The organism is Vibrio sp. A8-1 (genome assembly GCF_013048685.1).
Classification (GTDB): domain Bacteria; phylum Pseudomonadota; class Gammaproteobacteria; order Enterobacterales; family Vibrionaceae; genus Vibrio; species Vibrio metschnikovii.
The window spans coordinates 152,055-171,388 of record NZ_VHTC01000003.1 but is presented as its reverse complement, the minus strand read 5'-3'; the positions used below and the strand labels follow the sequence as shown (position 1 = coordinate 171,388).

Annotated in this window: 16 protein-coding genes; 11 read left to right on the top strand and 5 right to left on the bottom strand. The window is 44.4% G+C overall.

Translation table 11 applies throughout. From position 1 onward, the window contains the following. Nucleotides 1–4: 4 nt before the first annotated feature. Together FKN93_RS02825 and FKN93_RS02820 are read right to left on the bottom strand one after the other, a co-directional pair. Nucleotides 5–934 carry a DUF58 domain-containing protein gene (locus tag FKN93_RS02825; RefSeq protein WP_154170871.1) on the bottom strand — a complete coding sequence of 310 codons (930 nt, stop codon included), beginning with the start codon at nt 932–934 and terminating at the stop codon, nt 5–7. A 9-nt stretch (nt 935–943) separates the two neighbouring features. Continuing rightward, nucleotides 944–1,900 carry a MoxR family ATPase gene (locus tag FKN93_RS02820; protein ID WP_158137133.1) on the bottom strand — a complete coding sequence of 319 codons (957 nt, stop codon included), beginning with the start codon at nt 1,898–1,900 and terminating at the stop codon, nt 944–946. A 287-nt stretch (nt 1,901–2,187) separates the two neighbouring features. Between FKN93_RS02820 and FKN93_RS02815 the strand changes: the two genes are divergently transcribed. The 6 genes from FKN93_RS02815 to FKN93_RS02790 all read left to right on the top strand — a co-directional run bounded on the left by FKN93_RS02815 (nt 2,188) and on the right by FKN93_RS02790 (nt 10,990). Next, on the top strand, nt 2,188–4,101 hold the full coding sequence (locus FKN93_RS02815; protein ID WP_154170872.1) for a methyl-accepting chemotaxis protein: 1,914 nt from the start codon (nt 2,188–2,190) through the stop codon (nt 4,099–4,101). Nucleotides 4,102–4,452: 351 nt separating this feature from the next. Further along, the gene (locus FKN93_RS02810) at nt 4,453–6,369 is read left to right on the top strand and encodes a methyl-accepting chemotaxis protein (RefSeq protein ID WP_170904428.1); all 1,917 of its coding nucleotides are present in this window, start codon (nt 4,453–4,455) and stop codon (nt 6,367–6,369) included. A gap of 64 nt (nt 6,370–6,433) precedes the next feature. Next, on the top strand, nt 6,434–6,634 hold the full coding sequence (locus tag FKN93_RS02805) for a restriction endonuclease subunit S (RefSeq protein WP_154170874.1): 201 nt from the start codon (nt 6,434–6,436) through the stop codon (nt 6,632–6,634). A gap of 299 nt (nt 6,635–6,933) precedes the next feature. Next, a complete protein-coding gene (locus tag FKN93_RS02800) occupies nt 6,934–8,292 on the top strand; it encodes an alpha-amylase family protein (protein ID WP_154170875.1) in 1,359 nt (452 codons plus the stop codon). A gap of 445 nt (nt 8,293–8,737) precedes the next feature. Beyond that, complete coding sequence (gene pepT / locus FKN93_RS02795; RefSeq protein WP_170904427.1) at nt 8,738–9,967, top strand: peptidase T; 1,230 nt, start codon at nt 8,738–8,740, stop codon at nt 9,965–9,967. Nucleotides 9,968–10,111: 144 nt separating this feature from the next. After that, the gene (locus FKN93_RS02790; protein ID WP_170904426.1) at nt 10,112–10,990 is read left to right on the top strand and encodes a mechanosensitive ion channel family protein; all 879 of its coding nucleotides are present in this window, start codon (nt 10,112–10,114) and stop codon (nt 10,988–10,990) included. Between the two features lie 9 nt (nt 10,991–10,999). Here the strand turns inward: FKN93_RS02790 and norR are convergent, their stop codons facing one another. Next, nucleotides 11,000–12,586 carry a nitric oxide reductase transcriptional regulator NorR gene (norR, locus tag FKN93_RS02785; RefSeq protein WP_170904425.1) on the bottom strand — a complete coding sequence of 529 codons (1,587 nt, stop codon included), beginning with the start codon at nt 12,584–12,586 and terminating at the stop codon, nt 11,000–11,002. Nucleotides 12,587–12,775: 189 nt separating this feature from the next. Here norR and hmpA point away from each other — a divergent pair, with 189 nt between their 5' ends. Then, on the top strand, nt 12,776–13,975 hold the full coding sequence (gene hmpA, locus FKN93_RS02780; RefSeq protein ID WP_158137128.1) for an NO-inducible flavohemoprotein: 1,200 nt from the start codon (nt 12,776–12,778) through the stop codon (nt 13,973–13,975). A gap of 65 nt (nt 13,976–14,040) precedes the next feature. On the opposite strand, the gene FKN93_RS02775 is transcribed toward hmpA, so the two are convergent. Next, nucleotides 14,041–14,250 carry a cold-shock protein gene (locus FKN93_RS02775; protein ID WP_004396923.1) on the bottom strand — a complete coding sequence of 70 codons (210 nt, stop codon included), beginning with the start codon at nt 14,248–14,250 and terminating at the stop codon, nt 14,041–14,043. 501 nt (nt 14,251–14,751) lie between these two features. Here FKN93_RS02775 and FKN93_RS02770 point away from each other — a divergent pair. The 4 genes from FKN93_RS02770 (at nt 14,752) to FKN93_RS02755 (ending at nt 18,245) form a co-directional block, all read left to right on the top strand. Beyond that, nucleotides 14,752–15,111, top strand: a complete 360-nt coding sequence (locus tag FKN93_RS02770) for an NADH:ubiquinone oxidoreductase (RefSeq protein ID WP_154170879.1) — start codon at nt 14,752–14,754, stop codon at nt 15,109–15,111. A 168-nt stretch (nt 15,112–15,279) separates the two neighbouring features. Continuing rightward, nucleotides 15,280–16,284, top strand: a complete 1,005-nt coding sequence (locus FKN93_RS02765) for a response regulator (RefSeq protein ID WP_154170880.1) — start codon at nt 15,280–15,282, stop codon at nt 16,282–16,284. After that, entirely contained in the window at nt 16,284–16,727 is a 444-nt protein-coding gene (locus FKN93_RS02760; protein ID WP_040905259.1) for a diguanylate cyclase, read from the top strand. The genes FKN93_RS02765 and FKN93_RS02760 overlap by 1 nt, the downstream gene beginning before the upstream one ends. Before the next feature lie 42 nt (nt 16,728–16,769). Further along, complete coding sequence (locus FKN93_RS02755) at nt 16,770–18,245, top strand: NAD(P)H-hydrate dehydratase (RefSeq protein ID WP_170904424.1); 1,476 nt, start codon at nt 16,770–16,772, stop codon at nt 18,243–18,245. Here the strand turns inward: FKN93_RS02755 and FKN93_RS02750 are convergent. Further along, nucleotides 18,235–19,233: a 2-hydroxyacid dehydrogenase gene (locus FKN93_RS02750; protein WP_154170882.1), complete on the bottom strand. Its 999-nt coding sequence runs from the start codon at nt 19,231–19,233 to the stop codon at nt 18,235–18,237. The genes FKN93_RS02755 and FKN93_RS02750 overlap by 11 nt on opposite strands. Nucleotides 19,234–19,334: the final 101 nt, after the last annotated feature.

Here is a 19,334-nt window from a genome sequence, read left to right as displayed (position 1 = left end):
TAATTTAGAGTCCGGATAGTTGTGGTAACAAAGGCCGCCCACAAGAGAGTAGGCGATAGTCCATTGCCATACGTTGGCTCAATAATTTTAGTTTTAGTTTCTGAGATTCAAAGGATTTTTTGATACCGTCGCGGGTATTATTTGCTGAAAAGTTGAGCCAGAGCGTGTGTTGGTTATTTCTTACACGTTCTCTACCACGAAAAGCGGTGATCCCTTGCTCCAATGGATCGGCAATCTGTACTATTCGGACTTGATTATGGCGACTTAATCGACTCAATAGTGGCTGCATTCCGTCATCATAGCGTACGAAATCGCTGAGCAAGATAATCTCACTGCCTTTAGGACAGAGTCGATCAAGCGTGAGTAAGCCTTCCTGCATGGAAGAATTTGACGCAGTGGTCGTCTGCTGCGCTTGTGTTTGTCTACTGATTAGTTCAGATAGAATACGTAATGCGCCATTACGCCGTGCGGTGGGTTTTAGTTCAATTAACCGGTTTCCAAGATCAATAACCGCGCCAATTCGATCTTGTTGCGCCACGGCTAACCAACTGATTAAACTTGCCATATGAGCGGCTTGCACGGATTTAAACAGTAAAGTTGAACCAAACTGCATCGAAGGGCTAAAATCGACATAAAGAATAACGGGTTTTTCTCGCTCTTCACAAAAAAGCTTAGTGTGTGGTTTACCCGTTCTTGCTGTCACTCGCCAATCAATGCTTCTAATATCATCGCCAGCCTGATACTGGCGCACTTCAGCAAAATCCATCCCACGACCAAGTTGACGGCTTTGGTGTTGACCGAGCAATGGGGCCCACAAACTTTTAGCTGGAGGGAGCCATTTTACGGCCTGTTGCTGGTAAGGCAGTAGTTCTTCAAGGCATAAGGTAACGCCATTGGCGTGCTCAGGTAATGATGATAGAGAAAGATTGGTCATCTATTTATCCTAGGCGCTGCCGACTAATGTCAGTAAGTGAGCAATAACTTGGTTAGGCGTGATGCCTTCTGCTTGTGCTTGATAAGTTAACAGTAATCGATGGCGAAGCACGGGATAGATCATCGCTTGAACATCCTCCGGGCTGACAAAGTCTCTGCCACTGAGCCAAGCATGAGCACGAGCACAACGGTCTAAGGCGATGGTTGCGCGTGGGCTAACCCCCATCTCAATCCATTGAGCTAGTGTTGGGTCATACTCACTGGGATGACGGGTGGCCATGATAAGGCGGATGATATACTGCTCGATGGCCTCAGCCATATGGATATTGAGTACGGTTTGTCGGGCAGAGAAAATATCCGATTGACTCAAGACGGGCGGAGTAATAGAACGCTGTCCCAGAGCTTCTCCACGGTTAAGACGCAAAATAGCCAATTCATGTTCAGCGTCAGGATAGTCAACTTCTAAATGCAATAAAAACCGATCCAACTGCGCCTCAGGTAAGGGATAAGTCCCTTCCTGTTCAATCGGGTTTTGTGTCGCCATCACCAGAAAAAGAGGCGGTAGTGGGTAGGTTTTACGACCTGCGGTGATCTGTTTTTCAGCCATTGCTTCTAGCATTGCCGCTTGTACCTTGGCTGGAGCACGGTTTATTTCATCAGCGAGAACCAGTGAATGAAAAATAGGCCCAGGTTGGAAGGTGAATTCTCCCGTTTCTGGGCGGAAAATATCGGTACCGGTTAAGTCTGCTGGCAGTAAATCAGGGGTAAATTGTATACGATGAAACTCGCCTTCAATGCATTCAGCCAGTGATTTTACCGCACGAGTTTTTGCTAATCCTGGGGGGCCTTCAACCAAAATATGCCCATCCGCCAGTAAAGCAATTAGCAACTGTTGGATTAATGAAGATTGACCAATCACTTGCTGGTTTAAATAGTCTTGTAGTGTTTGAAAGGTAGTTAACTGCATTGACCTTAAACTCCCGATAGAAAAATCAGCTTTTGGTCAATGTATTACCCGAAAAGTTCCCACCAATACAGCAAAAAAATGCGGTACTTGAACCGATGGGTGATGATTTCGACGCCGACATTACGATGAGAAATGGGACGAAGTTCGGTATATAAATAAATGATTGGAAGAATACTCACCAAATTGCAACCCATTTCGTGATTTTTAATGGTTTTGTGCTAAACATCTAAGTAGCAAAACTTCGATTTTATTAGTCTCAGCAGACATTGTTTGGTGAAGAGGATCCCATGCTCAAAAAATTAAGAATGACATCAAGGCTGATCATTGTGTTCAGTATTCCTTTGACCATCAGTTTGTTACTGGCTGCTTGGATAGTAACCAATCAAGTCAGCTCCAGAGTGGTGGGGTTAGGAGAAACATCAGTCAGCCGTACGGCGCAAAGTAGTTCGGAAATGGTCAGCAGTTGGGTAGAAGCCCGCATGGCGGTTGTCCGCTCCTTGGCACAAACAGAGACGTTAGCTTCCGGAGATACGCAAGCCATTTTTAACTACGTTAAACACTTTGGCAAAAACATGAGTTCAGAATTTGAAGTGATGTTCTTTGTCGATTTAAAAGGGGATGCTTACCACCACAACGGCGTTGTTGCGAGTCGAGCCGATCGTGGTTACTTTCAGCAGTTAGTGGTACAAAAAACTCAGCAGTCACTGGTCAGTGACCCGCTTTATTCGGGAACTTCAGGCAATGCGATCATTGTTTTGGCTCATGTGGTAAAAAATCATCGTGGTGAAGTGATTGGTTTATTAGCCGCAACCGTAACGCTGAATACTTTGACTCAACTGGTTGATAGTGTCGCTACCAATAATGCAGAAGCGTGGCTGGTTGACTCGCGCGGTGTCTATGTGGCACATAAAACGGCAGCCAAACGCCTAAAAGATAATGCAACTCAGGACAGCAACACGGCTTACGCACAAATGAGTAGATTAATGGTTGCCGGTCAATCTGGGTTAACCGATCTGTATTTAGAAAATAAGCAACATTATATGGTGGCTTACCATCCGGTCGCGAATACCCCGGGTTGGTCGCTCGCGGTTGCTCAACCGTACGATGATATTATCTCTACGGCACGTGAATTAACCGTCACCTTGTTACTGGCGTTTGCGGTGACCTTGATTTTATTAATCGTCATCATTCTTTTGGTCGCTAAAATGATTGTCAGACCAATCAACGAAACGCGTGAGGCACTAGAGCAAATTGCTGCGGGAGATGGTGATTTAACTCAGCGTCTTAATGAAGAGCGCCACGATGAGTTTGGCGATTTGGCGCGCAGCTTTAACGCGTTTGTGGGAGGGGTGCATAGCTTGGTAAAACAAGTGGCTGAAGCTTCCATTCAGTTAGGTGCCGCGGCTGAGCAATTGGCGGTTTCAAGCCGAGAAGCGAATGATCAAGTACAGAAACAACGTCACGAAACGGATCAAGTGGCTACCGCGATGACAGAAATGGCCGCAACGGTGAACCAAGTTGCAGAAAATGCCGGTAATGCGGCTCAAGCGGCGGACCGTTCAAGTAAATTTGCTCAAGAAGGTGAAGTCGTGGTGACGAAAACCACTAACGAAGTCCTGTCCTTAGCGAAAGAGGTACAAACCGCGGTTAATGTGATAGAGAAACTACAGCAAGACGCAGATTCTATCGGCAAAGTGCTTGAGGTGATTCGTAGCATCGCTGAGCAAACGAACTTACTGGCTCTTAACGCAGCAATTGAAGCTGCTCGAGCTGGTGAACATGGCCGAGGCTTTGCGGTGGTTGCAGATGAGGTTCGAACATTGGCAACACGTACGCAAAGTTCTACCGAAGAAATTCGTGACATTATTGAGAAGCTACAATCAGCGTCGAAGAATGCTTCGCAAGTCATGGATGGTGGTTATCGTAAGGCTAATGAAGTGGTCGACTGGGCCGAACAGGCTTCGGAAAAGCTGCGTGAAATTACCACCGCAATCATTACGATCAATGACATGAACATCCAAATTGCGACGGCAACCGAGCAACAATCAATAGTGGCTGATGATGTAAACCAAACACTCAACCGAATCAGCGGTGGGGTAGAGCAATTATCCGATGGCTCAACCCATATTGCGGCGGCCAGTGATGAGTTGGCACGTTTAGCGACGGATCTACAGAATAGAGTCGGTCGCTTTAAGGTTTAAATTTTACTCTTTTCAATCAACATCGCCCCTAAAACTAGGGGCTTTTTTATATCTTTTCTACCTAAAAATCGAGTCATAGTCACTACCATTATTACTCTCAATGATCCTTAAAGAGCAATCGACAACGGCATCAATTTATTGAAAAAGTGTATGGTTGATTGACGGTCTCGCTGTCGCCTTACGCGATTGGAGTATTGATATTTGGTGAATAATTATTAGTTTTTAATGAATTGAAGGCTTACCATTATGGTGGGATGTGCGTAAATATGAATTGGTTACCGATTCTATTATACTCCTGACTTGATAATGTTGGTTCTACCCCCTGAAGGGATATCTATATAAGGTTGTACTATGTTTACATTCAAAAACATGACCATAAAAAGTAAGGTTGTGCTCGGTATGACGCTAGCCGTTTTAGCGTCGACGACCATTCTTGGTTTAATGGCTCAGCATCAAGCTAGGCAGACGCTAGAGCACCGTTTGGTTGATATTGAGCTCCCAACGATGCTGCATCGAATTGCGGAACAAATTGATCGAGACGTTAGTACCCTATTGCAAGCTTCTCAACAGATTGCAAACAATGTGTTTATTCAAGAAGTGATTGCGACCACCGATAGAAATGCAGAGCAAGAAGCTCAGCTTGTTCTTCAGCTCAACAATATTCGTCAGCAATACCGTTTAGATGATGCTTCAGTGGCGAATCGAGAAACGGCTTTTTATTGGAATCAAAATGGATTTCTCCGCCAATTGAATCGTCAGCAAGATGGCTGGTTTTTTGGTTTCACGGACTCTCAACAGCCAACGATGGTCAGTATGTTTAGAGAGCCGACTGGTGAGGTAAAACTGTTTGCTAACTACCAAATTGTCAATGGGATTAGTATGTCGGGTTTGTCTAAATCAATGGATGACATGGTACGTTTATTGACCAGCTTTAAAATTGAACAAACCGGCTTTGTTTATCTGGCGAATGCTCAGGGTGAGATTCAAGTTCATCATCAAAATGATAAACATCAACGTTCATTAAGCCATATTTATGGCCCACAAGCCTCATCTCTACTTAATAAATCAACCTTTAATTTAATGACGGCTCAAGACAGTGGTGAAGAGGTATTTGTTGCCAGTCTCTATATCCCGAGTATGGATTGGTTTGTCGTTGCTTCTGTGCCTGTTCGAGAGGTTTTTGCTGATCTGAATAGCATGGGACAACGGATGATATTATTAACCTTGATGGTGGCCGGAGGGTTCATTGTTGTGGGGATTATTTTGGCCAACAGTATCGCCAAGCCTATCCGTCATATCGCTCAACGATTTACCGATCTCGGACAAGGCGATGGCGACCTGTCTCAACGTATTGAGATTGAGGGCACCGATGAAATTGCTCAGTTATCACAAGGATTTAATGGTTTTATCGATAAAATTCATCAATCGATGAAAGAGGTTTCTGCGACGAGTCGAGCGTTGCATCATGCCGCTGCGAATGTGTCGAACAAATCGCAGACCACGTTTGATAATAGCCAACATCAGCGTGAACAAACGGTTCAAGTGGTGACAGCGATGAATCAAATGGGTTCGACAATTAGTGAAATTGCCGCCAATGCTGCTACCGCTGCTGAAACCGCTAATGAGGCGGCAACCAGCACGCTACAAGGCAAAAAAGTGATCACTCAAGCCAAAAACACCATTGATCGTTTAGCTACTGATATCATGAATACCGGTGAAGTGGTTGGACAGTTGGCGAAGAAAACCCAAGATATAGGTAGTATTTTAGATGTGATCCGAGACATCTCTGATCAAACCAATTTATTAGCATTGAACGCAGCAATCGAAGCTGCGCGTGCAGGCGATCAAGGTCGTGGTTTTGCGGTGGTTGCCGATGAGGTTCGTAATTTAGCCAGTCGTACGGCAAGCTCGACCGAAGAAATACAAACTATGATTCATCAACTACAAGCTGATGCGAAAGCGGCGGTACAAGCGATGGAAACGGGGAGAAGCGTTTCAGCCGAGGGGGTTGAATTTACCCAATCAGCCGCTCAAGAATTAGAAATCATTTTACTGAAGATTCGAGACATTACTGATAGAAATACTCAAGTTGCCACGGCGACAGAAGAGCAATCGACGGTTGTTTACACCATTAATAGCAATGTTGAAGAAATTAATGTTGTGAATGAGAAAACGACGGTGACGGCAGAGCAACTCGCTCAAGCGAGCCAAGAGTTAAGTGACTTATCGCAGCGTCTTGATTCGATGGTGAGTAACTTTAAACTCTAACGTAGTCTAGCTACCTTGTGGTGACTTAAGTAGACTACAAGGTTTTTAATTGAAGAGGCATACTATGAAAGATATTGAACAAGAGTTAGAGAACATGACCGCTCAGCTTAGCGACCAACCTGAAACACCACTACCAAGTTTGGAAGAACAGCGTGCTTTGGTGGCTGAATTTAAGCGTTTAGAAGCGGCTGGTGAACTAACTCCAGAAATATTAGAGCAACATTTTGGGCCGTTTTTTGCTGCCAGTGATGCCCCTGTACACTAATTTTCTTTTTTTATTCAATCACAAAGGCGCTTTACTGCCTTTGTGATTTTCTGCCTATACCGTACGACGAGCAAATGTGATTTCTTGACGGTTTTTTAATCCATCCTAAACATTTCGTTGCCTAGCGAAAGCGTGATTCTACGCCTTGGGTCTCCACCATCAATAATTCCATAAAGGGGGATGGCGCTTTGCTCCAGCAACCTATAATCATGGTCACTATAATCGAATTGTTCTAGCGAGCTGCATTCATTGATTTTTTAAGTTTTCTTTCGCTGGCTAGATAAACAGGAGTATTCAAGATGATCAGTTCTCAGCCGACGGATGTCATTTTACATGTTTTTGATTGGCCTTATGCCAAAGTCACCGAGCATGCGTCAAAGATTGCCAAAGCAGGCTATAAAGCCGTACTAGTTTCACCGCCGATGAAGTCTTACCAACAACCGAGTGGTACTCCTTGGTGGCAGCGTTATCAACCACAAGATTATCGAGTGATTGATAATCAATTGGGCAATACCAGCACGTTTCAAGCGATGGTTACGAGTTTAGAAGCGCTGGGTTTATGGGTGTATGCTGATGTGGTATTTAATCACATGGCCAATGAATCAACCCATCGCTTGGACTTACAATATCCAAGTGATGACGATCTTAACGACTATGCTCAGCGTGATGAGTATTACCAACAACAACGTTTGTTTGGTGACTTATCTCAACCCCTGTTTACCGAAGATGATTTTGTCGAAGCCTTTGGTATTAAAGATTGGCAAGATAAATGGCAAGTGCAAAACGGACGTATTTCAGGTGGTCCACATGATGCAGGTTTACCTACATTACGTGATAATCCTCATGTCGTTGCACAGCAGCAAGCCTATCTGTTGGCGCTAAAAGCAATGGGCGTGAAAGGGTTTCGGATTGATGCTGCCAAGCATATGACCATTGAGCATCTCAAGCGTGTATGGAGTGAAGAGATCACTCATGATGTGCATATTTTTGGCGAGATCATCACCGATGGTGGCGCGACCAAAGCGGAATATAAACTGTTTTTAGAGCCCTATTTAGAGCAAACCCGTTTGGGAGCTTATGACTTCCCCTTATTTCAGACCGTCTTTAATGCGTTACAGCCGAAAGGCAGTTTAAAGGCGTTAATTGACCCCTACTGTTTTGGTGAAGCGTTATCGAAAGAGCGCGCTATCACCTTTGCTATCACTCATGATATTCCTAATAACGATGTGTTTATGGATCTCGTGATGTCAGAAACGTTAGAGTCGCTGGCGTATAGCTATATTCTTGGTAGAGATGGCGGAGTACCGTTGATCTACACGGATTTAAACCCCAGTGGACTCTGTGCTCGTAATGGAAAACCGCGTTGGCAGAATGCTTGGTGTGATCCTAAGATTTTGGCTGGGATTGCCTTTCATAATCAAATGCATGGGCTACCCATGTTACCTATCGAAGCCAGTGATGATCTATTGGTCTTTCGCCGAGGTGAACAAGGGGTCGTGATCATCAATAAATCGGCTCGTAGTCAATCCGTTGAGCTTAAGCAATGGACGAATGGATTGTACGATCTCTACACTGGTGAGACGTTTGAAGCCCAAGGTAGTATGACGACTATTGAAACGCCAGCAATGAGCAGCCGAATGCTAGTGCTTCAGCGCTAGTGGATGAATGGTATTCTTTTGATGAAAAAAGCGCCTCTTGAATCGATAAGTTGATATCAAGAGGCAAGACGTCGTTAGCGAGATGTTTAGAGAGTTTAAGCCGTTTGAATCGTTAATATCTGTGCATTAACCAGAAGCGAGTTACCTTATTATTTTAGTAATGATGACGAAAAACGCCAATGAGCGGCTCAATAAATGTACATTTTATGGTTTTTGCTGGAGCAGTCTCTCATTTTTTTTCTGATCTTTCTCTCTCATTGACTCATCCATCCCCTGTGACTAATCCACTAAAAACTGATTTATAGCAAGTTATCTTATTAGCAAAGACGTACTATCAAAAGTAATCAGTAGCGTATCAAGCCACATCGTCTCCGTCTATTGGGCGAAGATGGGCTTTGATGTTGTATACGTTTTTAATTGCCTTGCCAAATAGTGAGTATTTACTATGCAGAATCTTGTTGAGCGTTTTTTACGCTATGTGACTTATGATACCCAATCTAAGCCGAAAAATACGCACACGCCCAGCTCCAGTGGGCAAATGGTTTTTGCGCGGCACCTTGTTGAAGAATTACAGCAAATAGGATTGAGTGAGGCGAGTGTGGATGAATACGGCTATGTAATGGCCTGCTTGCCCTCTAATGTTCACTATACGGTTCCTGCGATCGGGTTTATCGCTCATTTAGATACGGCACCAGACGCTTCAGGTAAACACGTCAAACCGCAAATTGTCGAACATTATCAAGGGGGAGACATTGCTCTTGGTAAAGGCGATGAAATTCTCTCACCGATTCAATATCCAGAGCTGCATCAACTTCACGGTGAGCACTTAATCACTACCGATGGCCATACCTTGCTCGGCGCTGATAATAAGGCAGGCATTGCCGAAATCATTACCGCCATTGAGATGCTGATTGCCGATCCTTCCATTCCTCACGGTGATATTTACATCGCTTTCACTCCTGATGAAGAAATTGGTCGTGGTGCTGATCATTTTAATCGGCAAAAGTTCGCAGCAGAGTGGGCCTACACCGTTGATGGTGGTCCTGTCGGGGAGCTGGAGTTTGAAAACTTCTATGCAGCCACCGCTCAGGTTATTTGCCACGGTGTTAATGTTCATCCTGGAACGGCGAAGAATAAGATGGTGAATTCGATGTATCTCGCCAGTGACTTCATTGCCATGATGCCGATGCAAGAGACACCAGAGCATACCGATGGCTATCAAGGTTTTTATCATCTTAAATCCGCTAAGATGAGCGTTGCATTATCACAGTTAGATTACTTAATTCGTGATTTTTCACGTCAAGGTTTTGCCGATCGTAAAGCATTTATGCAGCAACAAGTACAACGGCTTAATCAACGTTTGGCTAAAGGCCATATTGAATTAGTCATAACGGATCAGTATGCGAATATGAAAGAGCAAGTGATGGTGCACCCACATATCATTGAATTAGCCCAATCCGCGATGCTTGAGTGTGGTATCTCGCCAATCATTAAGCCTATCCGTGGTGGAACAGATGGTGCGCGTTTATCTTTTATGGGATTACCTTGCCCGAACCTTTTTACTGGCGGCTATAACTTCCATGGTATTCATGAGTTTATTACTATTGAGGGAATGGAGAAAGCGGTTCAAGTGATTGTGAAATTAGCAGAGAAAACCGCACAGCGTTACGCATAAAGGTTTGTTGTCAATCAACGCTAAGGGATCGCTTTAGCGTTTTTTTATGGTTTTTGGGTGCCTAAGCAACTTCATGTAGGCATAAGACCATCAATACGGTATAAAACACTCAATAAAAAAGATAATGGATTAGGAATTTTTACCATGCAACATCTCTACGTCGCCATTGCGTTTTTACAAGAAAATAAGTTGATATTAACGCTACTTATTATTTTCTTGATCATGGCACTAAAACGGTTAGTGCTATCGCAAATTCGTGGTGAAGTCTCTTTTTTGACTGAAGAGCAGCGTAAATGGATGTCACGGACCAAAAATGGTGCTTTTGTTGCCACGATTTTAATTTTATTTTTACTCTGGAAATCAGAGATCAGTCAGTTTGCACTATCAGTAACCGCGATTGCCATTGCGATTGTGGTGGCTTCAAAAGAGATCATTCTTTGCTTCACCGGTTCAATTCAACGCGCCAGCTCTCGCTCATTTCGTATGGGGGATTGGATAGAAGTGGGCAAACTGTGTGGTGAAGTGATTGAGCACAACATGATGGCGACCGTCATTCAAGAGATTGATTTGCAGCATGGTCAATACCATTACACAGGCAAAACGGCGACGCTACCTAACAGTATGTTTTTTACTTACCCAGTGAAAAATTTAAACTTTATGAAGCGTTATGTCTTCCATAACTTCACCATTATTGTGCCCCGATTCGTTAATTTGTATCCCTTGTTACCGATCATGTATCAGCGAATGGAAACGCATTTTGCTCATTTTATTGATGTTGCTCGGCGTTATAACAATATGATTGAGAAACATGCTGGCGTTGATTTACCCAGTGCTGAGCCGCACATTGAAATTTCCAGTGCAGGGGCGGGCGAGCAAGTGGTGCACTTTATGATCTTTTGCCCAACCGATAAAGCGAACCAACTAGAGCAATTGATCCGCCGAGATTTTATGGAGGCGTATGAAAAAGCTTTTCCACCTGAGCCAGCCGTAGCGCAAGAACTTGCCCAAGAGAGTGAGAGTTAACGCGTCAAGTCATTCAATACTGTGGTTTCTGTGCAGTTGTATGCCGAGTCGTTTGGCAAGACGAGTTAAGTTGGCACGATCCACATCGAGTCTTCGTGCCGCTTGAGCCCAGTTGTATTCTGCTTCCTCCAACGTTTGACAGATCAATTGACGTTGAAACGCATCGGTTGCAGTGCGTAAGCCCAATGATTCCTGATCTGACGCCCTGACAGCTTGCTCGGCACAAGCTTGTGGAGGATGAGTCGCGATTAAAGACTCATCGAGAGTCCCGATTTCCATTAAATCAATGGTCACTAAGGATTGGTTAGGCTTTAGAGCGCGAGCTTTGAGTGCGGAACGATTAATGACATGCTCTAACTCTCGAACATTGCCAGGCCATGAGTAATGGATCAGGTAACTGAGCGCTGGGGCGGCGATTTTTAATTGCACGATACCGAGTTTGCGTCGAGTTTGTTCCAGAAAGTACCCGACTAATAAGGCAATATCACCGGTGCGTTCACGAAGTGGGGGGACCCAAATGGGGTAAACACTTAATCGATGGTAAAGATCGGCTCGAAAACGACCGGCTTGAACCTCTTGTTTTAAATCCCGATTCGTTGCGGCAAGAATACGAACATTGACGGTTTGTACCGTATCTTGACCGACAGGTTGAATCTCATTGTTTTGTAATACACGCAGTAATTTACTTTGCGCTAATAAAGGCAATTCACCAATTTCATCTAAAAATAACGTTCCCCCATCGGCTAAAGCAAATTTCCCCATTCGATGACGTTCAGCGCCGGTAAAAGCGCCTTTTACATGCCCAAATAGCTCACTTTCGACTAAATTTTCAGGGATAGCCGCACAGTTCACATAGACCATAGGTTGGTGTTTGCGAGCAGATAGCTGGTGAATGGTACGCGCAACCAACTCTTTTCCGACTCCTGTTTCACCATGAATCATAATGGTGAGATCGGAGGGAGCGACAACGTGGATATCCGACATCATGATCCGTATAGCATCACTATTGCCAATGATGTCCCCTTTTTCTCGTTGCCAGACATCTTCGTTGAGGGCTTCTAGACGCTGCTGGCTATATTTAGCCTGAGCTTCCAGTTGTGAGAGAGTCAATGCTAACTTCAATGTTGAGGCCGCGATCGCCGCTAAAGCCTCTAGACTGCGCATGGGTATGTCATTAAAAGCATTGGGGGTGAGGCTATCGAGGGTCAGAACACCTAATAATGCATCGCCAAAGAGTAAAGGTAGGCCCATACAAGCGTGAATAGGCAGATCATCGTCATGCTCCATCAGTAAACCATCAAAAGGATCGGGGAGTGGGCAGTCGGCTCCGAATCGCACTGGAGAGCTCGATTGGCAAATAATATCCAGTCTCGGGTGCTCTGAGATGATAAAACGCCGCCCCAGTGTATCTCTGGTTAAGCCTTGCATCGCTAGTGGAATAAGCGTGTCATTTTGCCGTGACATCAACACCACACAGTCACATTGAATGGTCTTGCGAATCGCATCCAATAAGCGATGAAAACGATCTTGATCGTTAATACCGCTGGCTAAGCCAATCGTCATGTCTACTACGGTGGAAACAGAAAAATCTTGCATGGTCATCGCTCCTTTTGGACATGATAGAGTCAAAATGACCAATTTAAAAGAAGTTAATTTGACATGATTTTATAGGTGTCTGTGTAATTATCTTTTAATAACAATAAGTTAATTTTTGGCATTGAACCTGCAATGGGATAGTGGAAGTCAGTTTATTTTCAATTATCTTATATCAGGAGACGTCGATTTATGCTCAACAACCATACTATCGCAATCATTAAAAGTACGATTCCTTTACTAGAGTCTGCAGGACCCGCACTTACGGCTCATTTTTATCAGCGTATGTTTACTCATAACCCTGAATTAAAAGATATTTTTAATATGACCCATCAAAAAACAGGTCGTCAAAGTGTTGCTCTGTTTAGTGCTGTCGCCGCTTACGCTAAAAATATCGATAACTTAGCGGCTCTCACTAGTGCTGTTGAACGTATCGCTCATAAACATACTAGCTTTAATATCCAACCGGATCATTATCAAATCGTCGGTCATCATTTGATTGAAACATTACGAGAGTTAGCACCAGAGGCTTTTACGAGCGAAGTAGAACAAGCGTGGACAGAAGCCTATCTCTTCTTAGCACAAATTTTTATTGATCGAGAAGGTGAGCTCTATTTACAGCGTAAACAAGCGATCGGCGGTTGGTCTAATGCACGCGAGTTTATTGTTGCAGAAAAGCGTCCAGAATCATTATTGGTGACCAGTTTTATCCTAAAACCCAAAGATGGTTTACCAGTACTTGCTCATCAAGCAGGTCAGTATATAGGATTAGAAGTGAAACCTGCGGGGCATCGATATCAAGAAATCCGCCAATATTCGTTATCTCATGCGACAAACGGTGAGTATTACCGGATATCGGTCAAGCGTGAAGGAGCGGACAATCAAAACGCGGGGGTAGTCTCGCACTATTTGCACGATAACGTTCAAGTTGGCGACTCGGTTGCTCTATATGCGCCAGCGGGTGATTTTTACTACGTTGAGCGTCAGCGTCCAGTGGTACTTATTTCTGCTGGCGTCGGTGTTACTCCGATGCAAGCGATGTTACAGACTCTTGCCGAGCAGGATAAAAATCAGGTGCATTATTTATACGCTTGTCATGATCGACAGCAACACACCTTTTTAGAAGAAACGGCGACACTCATCGCAGCCCAGCAAACCTCAGGCAAAGAATGGCAACAGCAGGTTTGGTATTTACGTGGTGAAGGCGCTAACACGCATACTGGTCAAATGGATTTATCAGCCGTCACTTTGCCAATTAATGATGGGGATTATTATCTCTGTGGTCCACTTGGTTTTATGGAAAATACAGTAAAACAGTTGATGAGTTTAGGCGTTGATGCGGAACGGATTCATTATGAAGTGTTTGGCCCTCATGCCGAGCTGAATCGTTAAGATATGAGAATATAAAATGAAAATAGCCAGCTAAAAAGCTGGCTATTAAGTATTAGGTTCGTCTATTACAGGACTTTGATGCTTTCAGCTTGAGGGCCTTTTTGACCTTGTGTGATCACAAACTCAACTTTTTGGCCTTCAGCCAAAGTGCGGAAACCTTCACTTTGGATAGCACTGAAATGAGCAAAAACGTCAGGACCGTTTTCTTGTTTAATGAAGCCGAAACCTTTAGTTTCGTTGAACCATTTAACGGTACCAGTAACAGGAGTAGACATAGTAAAAATCCTAAAAAACATTTTGTATATAGGCCGAATTCGGCACGGATAGCATGGAAAAGTAGCTTGCTATTGCGTACGACACGACGGGAGTTACAAGGAATCCAACGAAACAATGTGTATACAACGAACTTCATTTCTAGCTGTCAGTGAGTCTAGATCAATCTGTATCGTTGTCAATTGGAACTTGCGATGAATTGCAAGAGTTTTAATTATTTTTTGCTCTAGGTGTCATTTCTGTGTAATTGATCATGTACTCAGTTCACTTTTAGCTCCAGTATGGGGGAATCTTTGAGCGTTTATTGCTTGTTAAAGAAAGGCTTGTTATCGCTATAGCGCGAAAATGGCTCTGTGAGCTAACCTCAAGAGTTCAATGATCAACCTTGTCTTTTATTATGCAAAGGCGTACATAATAAAGCGTTAATATGAGGTGTGGGTCGAGGTGAGTAGAACGGCCTCATTTTAGCGGCATATTTCCTCCTTTCACTAAGGTAGGCCACGATGAAAATATTAATCATTGCTGCGGTCTCTTTATTCGTCGCTATTCTCGCCTCCGCCGAGCACTTTCCTTCGTTATTACTTGGTTCTCTTACTGCTATCACGGCCGTCGCCGGGTGTTATGGTTTGGCGTTTAGTCGCGCACGATTTCCCGAACAAGGATTACTGCTGCTTTTTTGCGGTTTACTATTTAAGTTTGCGATCACCATTATTGGTGTCGTTTGGGGGATGGCGATGGGTTGGATGACTTCTCCTGCGATCTTTGCACTCTCGTATTTAATTTTCTCTATCGCGGCGACGTCATTAGGCTTTTATCTTCGCTCCCGTCAACGGGCCGCTCCCTCGCCAATGACTAAATCGTGATGTTAAGCTTACGGATAGCTTGGCTATATGACTTCACCGTATCGAGTAACGTCATCAAATGGTTTTTAAAAAGTGCCATTTATCAATAATTAAATCACGATAACCTAGTACGCTGATTCGATTTGGGTATACACTTTTAATTAATAAAAGCTAACAATAGGTGGTGGTATGTCTTACCCAGTGTTGATCTGCGATGATTCTGCATTAGCCCGAAAACAAATGGCTCGTTCTTTACCCGCTTCGTTGAATGCAGACATCACCTTTGCTGTACATGGTGTTGATGCATTGGAGCAGCTTGATAAGCACTCGTTTAAGTTAATGTTCTTAGATTTAACCATGCCAGAGTTAGATGGTTTTGAAACGCTTGAAGCTATGCGAGCGCGTGGTGACCAGACTCCCGTCGTGGTGGTCTCTGGTGACATCCAACCCAAAGCCAAAGAGCGAGTGATGGCGCTCGGTGCTCGCGCATTTATTCAAAAACCTATTGATAAAACGATCTTAAACGATGTTCTGCGTGAGCTGGTTGAGCCGCCGACGCAGCCGCGTATTGTCACGCCAGTTTCGATTGATCTGCCTATCTTACGGCGTCGTGATGTTTACATGGAAGTGGCTAACGTATCGATTGGTCAAGCGGCCGACGCGTTGGCACGCCATTTTGATGTATTTGTTGAGTTACCTTTACCTAATATCAATATCTTAGAAGTCAGTGAACTGCATATGGCTTTGCGTGATCTGGCCGATAATGTTCAGGTTTCTGGTGTTTGTCAGGGCTTTAGTGGTGAAGGGATTGCTGGAGAGGCTTTGGTGTTACTCAGTGATTCCAGTGTCGCGGATTTAAAAAAATTAATGAAAGTCCCGGTGGACAGCGAAGAGTTGGAAGAGCTTGAATTATTAATGGACGTTTCGAATATTTTGGTCGGCTCATTTCTTAATGGGCTCGGTCAACAATCGGAGGTGCGCTTTTTTCAAAGCTCGCCCGTCTTACTTGGTCAACATATTTCGATAGACTCGGTGATTCAATCAACCGCAGGTTCATTTACCAAAACCATGACTTTTGAGGTCAGCTATAATATTGAAGGCACCTCAATTCGTTGTGATCTGCTGTTTATGTTTGTCGATGAGTCGTTGCCGTTGCTCGATAATAAACTGGCTTATCTAATGGAGGATTTTTAATGCTTTCTCTCCCTGCTGAATTTGAGCAATTCCACTGGATGGTGGACATGGTCCAGAACGTTGATATGGGATTAATCGTCTTAAATCGAGACTACGAAGTACAGGTATGGAATGGGTTTATGACCCATCACAGTGGTAAGCATGGTCATGATGTGATTGGCAAATCTATCTTTACTATTTTTCCTGAAATCCCGTCAGACTGGTTTAAATTAAAAACCAAGCCCGTTTATGACTTAGGCTGTCGCAGTTTCATCACTTGGCAGCAGCGCCCTTATCTCTTCAAGTGTCGTAATGTCCGGCCCATTACCCAACAAGCGGATTTTATGTACCAAAATATCACTCTTAACCCGATGCGTACGCCGACAGGAAAAATCAATTCTCTTTTTCTGTCTATTCAAGATGCGACCACCGAGGCGTTGGCCTCTTTACAATCTCGACAGTAAGTTAACGCTATGTGTCTCATCTAGTGTTGTAGGAAAATTATCATGCCTTTGCCCAGACTTTTTTATACCCCACAGCAAGTCAAACAAGGTGAACAGTTAGCCGCTAAGGCGCAAGGTTTAGAAATGTTTCGGTTGATGGAGCGTGCTGGCCAAGCGGTATTTACCATTGCTTTAGCTCAGTATCCGGCTTCTCATCACTGGTTAGTGTGTTGTGGCAGCGGCAATAATGGTGGCGATGGTTATATTGTTGCACGGCTGGCTCAATCGGTGGGTATTCAAGTCACGGTATGGCAGTTCGGCGATCCTGAATGTTTACGTGATGATGCACGAAAAGCTTATTATCACTGGTTAGATAGTGGCGGAGAAGTTTTTCCTTGTAGCGATACTATTCCAGATCATATCGATGTGATTATTGATGGATTACTAGGCATTGGTATTAAGGGAGCCGTTCGTCCTAAATTGCAAGCGGTGATCGAGACGATTAATGACCATTCAGCCCCTGTCGTTGCGATTGATGTGCCATCGGGGTTATGCGCTTTGACAGGATGTGCGCTTGGTTGTGCTATTTATGCGCAGCATACGGTGAGTTTTGTCGGCTTAAAACAAGGTTTAGTGACAGGGAAAGCGAGGGATTATGTTGGCCATCTGCATTTTGCAGGGTTAGGCATCGAAGAAGCTTTTAATGCGCAAAACTCCCCTACGCTGAAAGCTATCGATGTCAAGTCACCTCAGCGTTATTTACAGCCCAGATCAAGGACCGCTCATAAAGGTTTGCATGGTAAGGCGCTCTTTATTGGTGGTAATAGTGGTATGGGTGGCGCCGCCATTTTAGCGGTGCAGGCATGTGTGCGAACGGGAAGTGGTCTGAACGCAGCCTTGGTTCACCCTGGAAATACCACAGCGATGTTGGTCAGTTGCCCAGAGGTGATGGTCGCCAGTTGGTCGGATGCCAGTTTGCTTGAACAACGTTTAGCATGGTGCAGCGTGGTTGCCATTGGTCCTGGTTTAGGACGAGATGAAAAAGCGCAACAGCTAATCAGAGAAGTTCAAAGCCTCAATAAGCCGAAAATAATGGATGCGGATGCGTTGTATTTCCTCGCTCAATCCGCCTGTTTCGATCAGCAGCGAATTATCACACCTCACCCTGCAGAGGCCGCAAGAATGCTCGCGACCGATGTTGAAATTATCGAAGCCGATCGTTTTCAGGCCGCACGCGCCTTACAGCAAAAATACGGCGGCGTTGTGGTATTAAAAGGCGCTGGTACCTTAGTCTATGATGGCGAAAGCCTGTATGTCTGCTTGGCGGGTAATCCCGGCATGGCGAGTGGTGGTATGGGGGATGTGTTGACTGGGGTAATTGCTTCCCTACTTGCGCAAGGACTCTCTTTGTTTGATGCGGCTAAAGTAGGGGTTTTGATCCACAGTCAAGCGGCGGACCAAAACGCCCATGAGCATGGCGAAAGAGGGCTCATCGCGAGCGATCTCATTCCCCATTTACGCCGTTTAGTTAATCGTTGATCAACTCATTGCCGGATAGCTTACCTTGGCTAAATACTAGAATATTATTTAACGTGGTTTGCGCGATATTATTTAACGCATCTTCGGTCAAGAAAGCTTGGTGTCCGGTAAAGAGTACATTGTGGCATGATGATAGACGGCGGAACACATCATCAACAATCACATCATTAGACTTGTCCTGGAAGAACAGATCTTTCTCATTGTCATACACATCTAAGCCTAATGAGCCTATACGACCACGTTTCAACGCTTCAATTGCCGCCGCAGAATCAAGCAGTTCTCCGCGACTGGTGTTGATGATCATCACTTTGTCTTTCATCTGATCAAACGCTTGCTCATTGAGCAGATGATAATTTTCTTTCGACATGGGGCAGTGCAACGTGATCACATCACTATTGGCGTATAGCTCAGGCAGCTCAACGTATTTTGCCCCTAATTCAAGCGCCGCTGGATTTTGATAAGGGTCGTAGCAAAGCACCGTCATACCAAGCCCTTTTAAAATCCGCATGGTGGCAACCCCAATTTTCCCCGTACCGATCACCCCAACGGTTTTACCATAAAAGTTAAAGCCGACTAAACCTTCTAAAGAGAAGTTGGCTTCACGAGTACGTTGGTAGGCTTTATGAAAACGACGGTTAAGGCACATCATTAAGCCCACGGTATGCTCAGCCACCGCTTCTGGTGAATAGGCAGGGACCCGCACTACCTGTAAACCTAATTGTTTCGCTGCTGCCAAATCAACTTTATCAAAACCGGCGCAGCGCATGGCAATTAAACGAGTGCCACCTTGATAAAGTGTTTGCAGCACTTCTGCATCCAATTCATCATTTACAAAGGCGCAAACAACTTGGCAATCTTTAGCCATTTGTGCGGTCTTTTGGGTTAAACGGAAATCATGAAAATGAAAGGTGAGCTGCTGAGGGTCAATAAATCGGTTGAAAGAGAGTTCATCGTAGTTTTTCGCGCTAAAAAAAGCGACATTGATCATGGTGCTGTCTCCTCAAATAAGATCAGGCGAGTCAAAATAGTACGCACTAATGAGTATCATTGTTCTCGGTATAAACCTAATCGTAATAAAAATAAACCCCA